At 61.5% G+C, this 6,541-nt stretch carries 6 protein-coding genes; 3 read left to right on the top strand and 3 right to left on the bottom strand.

The annotated features are described in order from the left end of the window. Positions 1–1,976: choice-of-anchor G family protein (locus H535_RS0119850; protein WP_155838796.1), on the bottom strand; the 1,976-nt coding region annotated here is incomplete at its 3' end. A gap of 151 nt (positions 1,977–2,127) precedes the next feature. Here H535_RS0119850 and H535_RS28705 point away from each other — a divergent pair. The 3 genes from H535_RS28705 to H535_RS0119835 are packed head-to-tail and all read left to right on the top strand — an operon-like array spanning position 2,128 to position 4,534. Further along, positions 2,128–3,156 carry a response regulator gene (locus tag H535_RS28705; protein ID WP_081416835.1) on the top strand — a complete coding sequence of 343 codons (1,029 nt, stop codon included), beginning with the start codon at positions 2,128–2,130 and terminating at the stop codon, positions 3,154–3,156. A gap of 39 nt (positions 3,157–3,195) precedes the next feature. Then, positions 3,196–3,561, top strand: coding sequence for a metallopeptidase family protein (locus tag H535_RS0119840; RefSeq protein WP_245580395.1), 366 nt, complete (start codon positions 3,196–3,198; stop codon positions 3,559–3,561). 52 nt (positions 3,562–3,613) lie between these two features. Next, the gene (locus tag H535_RS0119835) at positions 3,614–4,534 is read left to right on the top strand and encodes a cation diffusion facilitator family transporter (RefSeq protein WP_026820917.1); all 921 of its coding nucleotides are present in this window, start codon (positions 3,614–3,616) and stop codon (positions 4,532–4,534) included. A gap of 39 nt (positions 4,535–4,573) precedes the next feature. Here the strand turns inward: H535_RS0119835 and H535_RS0119830 are convergent, their stop codons facing one another. Both H535_RS0119830 and H535_RS0119825 read right to left on the bottom strand, forming a co-directional pair. Continuing rightward, positions 4,574–5,584 carry a universal stress protein gene (locus H535_RS0119830; protein ID WP_026820916.1) on the bottom strand — a complete coding sequence of 337 codons (1,011 nt, stop codon included), beginning with the start codon at positions 5,582–5,584 and terminating at the stop codon, positions 4,574–4,576. A 206-nt stretch (positions 5,585–5,790) separates the two neighbouring features. Then, positions 5,791–6,369 carry a dienelactone hydrolase family protein gene (locus H535_RS0119825; protein ID WP_026820915.1) on the bottom strand — a complete coding sequence of 193 codons (579 nt, stop codon included), beginning with the start codon at positions 6,367–6,369 and terminating at the stop codon, positions 5,791–5,793. Positions 6,370–6,541 lie beyond the last annotated feature (172 nt).

The raw sequence follows: 6,541 nt of genomic DNA, 5'->3' as shown, positions 1-6,541 counted from the left end.
GTGTTCACCTCAGTGTTCACGTCCGTGTTGTCAGCGCTGTTGTCCGCCGTGTTCACCTCGGTGTTCACCTCGGTGTTCACGTCCGTGTTATCAGCAGTGTTATCTGCTGTGTTGTCCGCTGTCGAGTCGTCATTCGTGACGGTCAACGGGGCTGTTGCCGTTGTGCCGTCGGCTGCCGTCGCTACCAGCTGATAGTCGGTTCCAGCAGGCGTCCCCGCAGGAACAGTCACGTCTGCCGTGAAGGTCCCATCCGCAGCGGAAGTAACCGGCTGCGAGGTGGCAATGGTATCTCCAGACGGACTAACAAGCTCAACCGTCACCTCTGTGTCGGCGGGCCAGTTCTCCCCGGTCACAGTCGTGGTGGAACCATCCGGAACCACCTGAGGGTTGGGCGTGATCGTAGCCTCCACTGCGGAAGCGCGAACTGTGGACGAGGCCAGACTTACCTGTGCAGCAGTGGCTGAAGGCAGCAGCGTCAAGGTCAGAGCGTTAACTGTAAATGACTCGGAACCAAGGGCCCCGGGTGTCGGCTGGTGATTAATAGTGATCTGAACGATTTCGCTCAATACACCATCCAGGACGGGCTGCAGGGTCCCAATTACTGGATCCACGACGCCGTTAATGGTCGGCTCCAGATTTCCAGTCAACGTGGTTATTGCAGATCCTGCGGCTTGAACCAACGGCGTCAGCAACTGGTCCGTAATGGGATCAAGGAGCGCGTCCAGTGGAAAGCCCAACAGGTCAAAATTTACGTCAACCACTGGATCCGTGCCCGTGGTCCCGGCGAAATCGCCGAGGGCACCGGTGACGACCACATCTCCGCTGGCAGCGGAACCGCCCAGCAGCGAAACTTCAGCCGGAAGGGTAATCACGAGTTCAACGGTGTTGATGACATCGGTCAAGGCCGTCGTCAGCTCTGCCGTCAGGTCACCAAGAACTTCGGCCACGCCGTTAGTGATCGCATCGATCGCTGCTGCGCTCAACAGTTCAGTGTTGGCAGGCAGCCCGTTAAGATCGCCAGTGCCGGTGCCATAGAGAGCGGCCAGATCGACCGAAACGACGCCGGTGTCCAGATTGATGGATACGACGCCGCTGCTGTCGCTCAAGGTTCCGGTCAGGACATTGTCCGCGACACTTTGCAACGCAGCATCGAGGCCATTGATTCCGACCGTTCCAGGCCCCGCCTGGAGTCCGCCTATCAAGGGAACACTGAGATCAATGTCAACGGCATTAGCAATAGAGCCCAACGCCCCATCCTGGGCGACCAGCGCATTCAGCGTCGTCCCGAGATCAGTGGTGACGCCCGCGAGATCATTGGTCAGTTGACCCACCAAGGGACTACTGACGTCCAACCGGGCATCGGCAACAACATAGTCGGATTGGAAGGATGAACCGTCAGCGGTGGCAGTCGACGCCAAAGCACCGAGCTCAACACTCAGCTGGTCAACAATTTGATCAGTGAGCCCGTCCACGTTCAGTTGTCCCAGCAAAGCCGTCAGGTCCACCCGGGCATTACCGGGGGTGGCCGGGTCATCGGGAAGGCTCAGATCAATGGCACCGTCATCGCCCACAGCGCCTGCCGAAGCCGTCGACGACGATGCATCCGGCGATGCTGCGTAACTGTTGAGCACGCCGGCATCGAGGGCCAAAAGACCGTCGGTCCCCGGTGCATCCAGCAACGGAAGGGTTAAGCCGCCCAGATTCAGACCGAGAGTGTTCAGCGCCTCCAGGTTGAGAGTGCCGTAATGCGGTCCGGGATCGCTGGGGAAGCCACTGTCTGTAGTGGCCACGTTAAGGAGTTCTGCACTGAGCAGCTCAGACGCAATGACCTGCGACTGGGCTGCGGAGTCGTCACTGGGTGCTGCTACGGCGCCGGTGGCCGGGGCAAACACCATACTGGCGGCCACACCACCGGCCAGCAGCCTCCCCGGACGACCGAAGTACCCCCTCCATCGTCTTTTACGGTTCGCTTCCAAGAAATCTCCTCGATGTTGAACGTGCTGAGTGCGTGCAAATGCGCACCCGCTCAGGGGCACGCACTCTTAGAACAGTAGGGCAAAGCCATCTAGAAAAGGGGTCATCAATCGGGTAATTCTGAGTAGCCAGTTGGCTACTTGCACTAGCCGAATGGCTATTCGTGCCGCCGGAGTTCCGCTGACGGAACTCCAGCGGCACGAGGTACCGAATGACTTTCAGCGGAACGATGGGATCGGCGGGCCGCCGCACCCGCAGGCCATCGCCCCAACGCCGCAGCCAGTTGGCTACTTGGCTAAGCTGATTTCCGCCGCAATCGCTCATTGTTACGGACCTTGCGGACAAATTTGCTGGATTAAGATACACAATCGTTACGCAAATGGCGAGTCAGTGCTCAAGCGTGATATTAAATCAGTAGTCTCACTGTTTAGTTTCAACACTGAATCACCATCACTCCGGGGGGAGGCAAGAGGGAAATTGTCTCAAAACAAAATTCGCGTCCACTTAGCAGAAGCCGACTACTTGGCGCGGCTGGGTCTCGAGCGTCTGCTGTCCACGATCGACTACGTCGAGCTGGGAATGATCAGCACTACAGGGACAGAGACCATCGAGGCGGTCAAGATCCATACGCCCGATATTCTGCTGATGGAAGCATCGATTAATAATGTCTCGGGTCTCGAGGCGGCCGGCGCAATTGCTGAGTCGTGGCCGGGCACACGGATCGTGATGCTGTCGTCGTCGTACGATCTTGAAGGTGCTGTGAAGGCACATCAAGCCGGAGCCCGCGCCTACTTGGCCAAGAACGCCATTACAGAGGACCTGGGTCCTGCATTGCGCATGATCCATCGGGGCGAGGTCATATTTTCGCTCCCCCGTGGCATGAGAGGATTTCCTCCACCCGCTCAGTTCCGGGAGAGCGTCGAACAGAAGAAGCTGCAGAAGCTGGGCAAGGAAGCGCAGCAGACCCTCTTTTGCGTAGCCAAGGGCATGCCCAACTCCCACATAGCCGGGGTGATGTTGTGCAGCGAGGCAACTGTGAAAGCACGCGTGAGTCAGATAATGGCGACGCTCCAGCTCCACAACCGCGTGCAAATTGCCGTCCTCGCCGCCCGCGCCGGCCTGCTTGAACGCGATGATTTGCAACTGGACGTTCCAAACCGGGCGGTTATGAACATCACTTAACACGCCCCTGCGGCTAAAACGCGGTAGAAATAGTACGTGATGCAGATGCCCGAAGAAGAGTTTGAGGCCGCCGTCGACGACGCTATCGACAGGATCCCGGAGGATTTGGCCCAGGCGATGGATAATGTCGCCATCTTCATCGAAGACCGCTATGTTCCTGTTGCCGGCGAAGATCCCGAGACCGTGTTGCTGGGCGTCTACGAAGGCACCCCGCTGACGGAACGGGATGGCTGGTGGGATGCCGGCTCGCTGCCGGACCGGATCGTGATCTTCCGCGAGTCCATTCTCGAGATGTGCGAAACCCGCGAGGAAGTGGTCTCCGAAGTGCTGATTACCGTGGTCCACGAAGTCGCCCACCACTTTGGCATCGACGACGCCCGGCTGCACGAACTCGGCTGGGGATAATCGGGGCACCGTCGGATGAATTTCCGGTCCCTGCCGCGCTACGGTTAGTGCCATGGGGCATGATCACGGCATAACGGCCAATCCCACCGCTGCGGGCCGGCACCGCAAGCGGTTGTTTGTCGTCGTCGCCATCACCCTGGCCGTCGTTGTCATCCAGGTGATTGGCGCGGCGGTGTCCGGATCACTGGCGCTGCTGGCCGACGCCGGGCATATGTTGTCCGACGCCGCCGGCGTTTCAATCGCGCTGCTGGCCTCCTGGATTGCAACCCTGCCGGCCAGCGACCGGCGCACCTACGGCTACCAACGCGCAGAGGTGCTGGCCGCGCTGGCCAATGCGCTGGTGCTGATCGTGATCGCCGTGATCATTTTCATTGAGGCCATCCGCCGGTTTGGAACCGAACCGGACGTGCAGACCGGCATCATGCTGGCGACGGCCGTCGTCGGCGCTGTTGCGAACCTGGTCTCGCTGCTGGTGCTGCAGGGCGGACAAAAGGAGAGCCTCAACGTCCGCGGCGCCTATCTGGAGGTCCTCGGCGACCTGCTGGGCTCGATTGCCGTCATCGCCGCCGCCATTGTCATCGCGCTGACGGGTTATGGCCAGGCCGACACCTGGGCCTCCATCCTGATTGCGGTGATGATCCTGCCCAGGGCATGGAGCCTGTTGAAGGACGTGGTGAATGTGCTGCTGGAGGCCACGCCGAAGGGAGTCGACCTGGACATGGTCCGCGACCACATTCTCAGTGTCGACGGCGTGACGGACGTGCACGACATCCACATCTGGACCATCACCTCCGGAGTGCCGGTCTTCTCGGCCCACGTCGTGGTGGACAACGATGCCTTGGACGCCCCCGGGTCGGACAGGATTCTTGACCGGCTGTGCGAGTGCCTGGGCAGCCACTTCGACACCGCCCACTGCACGTTCCAGCTCGAACCGCAGGCGCACGCCCATCACGAACGGGACCCGCATACGTAGCCGGGACCCGCGCATCCCTCCGGCCCGGAGCCAGAGCGCCTAAGAGCCGAGGATCGGGCCGAAATCCGGTCGGTTGGCCAGCCGTTCATCTTCGTGGTCCGGCACCACCATCAGCGGCCCCTTGGCATGGTGCAATACGCCCTGGCTGGTGGACCCGAGCAGCATGCCGGCAAATCCTCCCCGTCCACGGGAGCCGACCACCATCAGCTCGCCGGTGGCCGAAGCATCGATCAGCACTTCGACCGGAGCGCCGTCGAATACCTGATGGGAGATCTGCAGACCGGGAAAATGCGTCTGCAGCCAGTCCTTGCCGGCATCGAGCTGGACCTGGATATCGGAATAGAGCGCTTCGCGGTCCAGCGGGGCCGGGACCCACGCCAAAGAACCGGTGAACGGCGGCACTGCGCAGACCATCCGCAGCGGCATACGCCAACGCTGCGCCTGTTCGGCCGCGACCAGTACCGCGGCACGGGCCTGCTCCGAACCATCCACGCCGACCAGCACAACGGGCTCAGTCTCTGCCGGGACGGCGGGTTGACCATGTTCTTCCGGCGGTTCGACGCCGGCCTCGGGTAGCCGCGGCGCGCAACTGAGCGGGACCGTGACTGTGGGGCAGCTTGCGTGCGCAGGAAGCGCGCTGCTGACAGATCCGAGCAGCCGCCCGAAGAAGCCACCCTTGCCACGGGAGCCGACTACGATCAGTTCGGCATTTTCCGACTGTTCGAGCAGTGCCCCCGCCGCGTCTCCGGTTTCCACTGAGGCGTGGATTTCTATATCGTGATCGGCGACCTTTGCCGCTGCCTGGTTGAGCACAGTCTCTGCACCTTCGCGGATCACCGTGTCATCCACGGTGGCGTAACCGCCGTCCAGCCCGGACGCCGCAAAGATCGGCACGGTGTAAGCCGTCACCAGGTGTAACGGCGTGCGACGGCGTTCCGCCTCCTGGGCAGCCCATATCAACGCGCACATGCTTTGATCGGAGCCGTCCACGCCCACCACAATTCCGCGTGGTGTTCTTCCTTGCGGACTACGTCCGGCTGCCTCGCTCATGGCCGGTCCTCCTTGACTGCCCCCAGGGGCGTTGACGCCTGCTTCCAGCTTACCTTCCGCCGGCGGCGTGACACATTCGGTGTGCAATGTACGCTACCCATCCCCGCGCCGATCCGATAAGCGTTTCGTGCATCGCGGCCCGGGAGGTGCCAAGGCATGCTTCGTGCCTGGCCGGAAATCGACGACGACGGCCGGGCGAATCCGAGCTACGCCACCCGATCGAGGAAACCAAGCACGCGATCGGTGAGCTGATCGGCCGCCTGAGCGTCATACGAGGCCAACGTGTTGTCCGCAAACAAGTGGGCGTCGCCCGGGTAGAGAAACAGTTCGGCCTCCGGCACGGCAGCGGTGAGTTCGCGGGCGGCGTCGATGTCGCCGTCGTCGACAAAAAGCGGGTCGGCGTCCATGGCATGGATTTGCGCCGGCACCCCCTGCGGCCAGCCGCTGCCGAATTCGCCCGGCGGAACACAGGAGTGGACCAGCAGGGCACCGGTGGCGCCCTGCCTCGATTGGGCGAGCATCTGCGCTGGCATCACCCCGAGCGAAAACCCGGCATAGACGATGCCGGAGGGAAGTTCGTCCGCCGCGGCCCTACCGCGCTCCAAGAATGTGGCGAATCCAACGTTGCCGGCATAGTCCAACCCCTCCTGAAGGGTTTCAAACACGTTCCCTTCATAGAGATCCGGAACATGGACCGAGTGCCCGGAGCGTCGGAGCATTCCCGCAAAGTCCTCAACACCGCGGGTCAGCCCGAGTGCATGGTGGAACAGCAGTACTTCGGCCATCCTGGATCTCCCTTCTCATCGTGAGAAGTGCATCTCATAGCGTATGTTGCTTCCTCCCGGCGTGATCAGGCGCCACGATGCTCAGCATAGGCCCGGCATCCGTCACAGGTACAGAGGTGGAATTGCTTCCGTGCGGATTCATTGCCTAGCGTTCAGGTGGAACCTACGGTGG

It is taken from the genome of Arthrobacter castelli DSM 16402 (assembly GCF_000430705.1).
Lineage (GTDB): Bacteria > Actinomycetota > Actinomycetes > Actinomycetales > Micrococcaceae > Arthrobacter_C > Arthrobacter_C castelli.
Note: the sequence above shows the minus strand (reverse complement) of the source record. Positions and strands in the feature narration are given on the sequence as shown.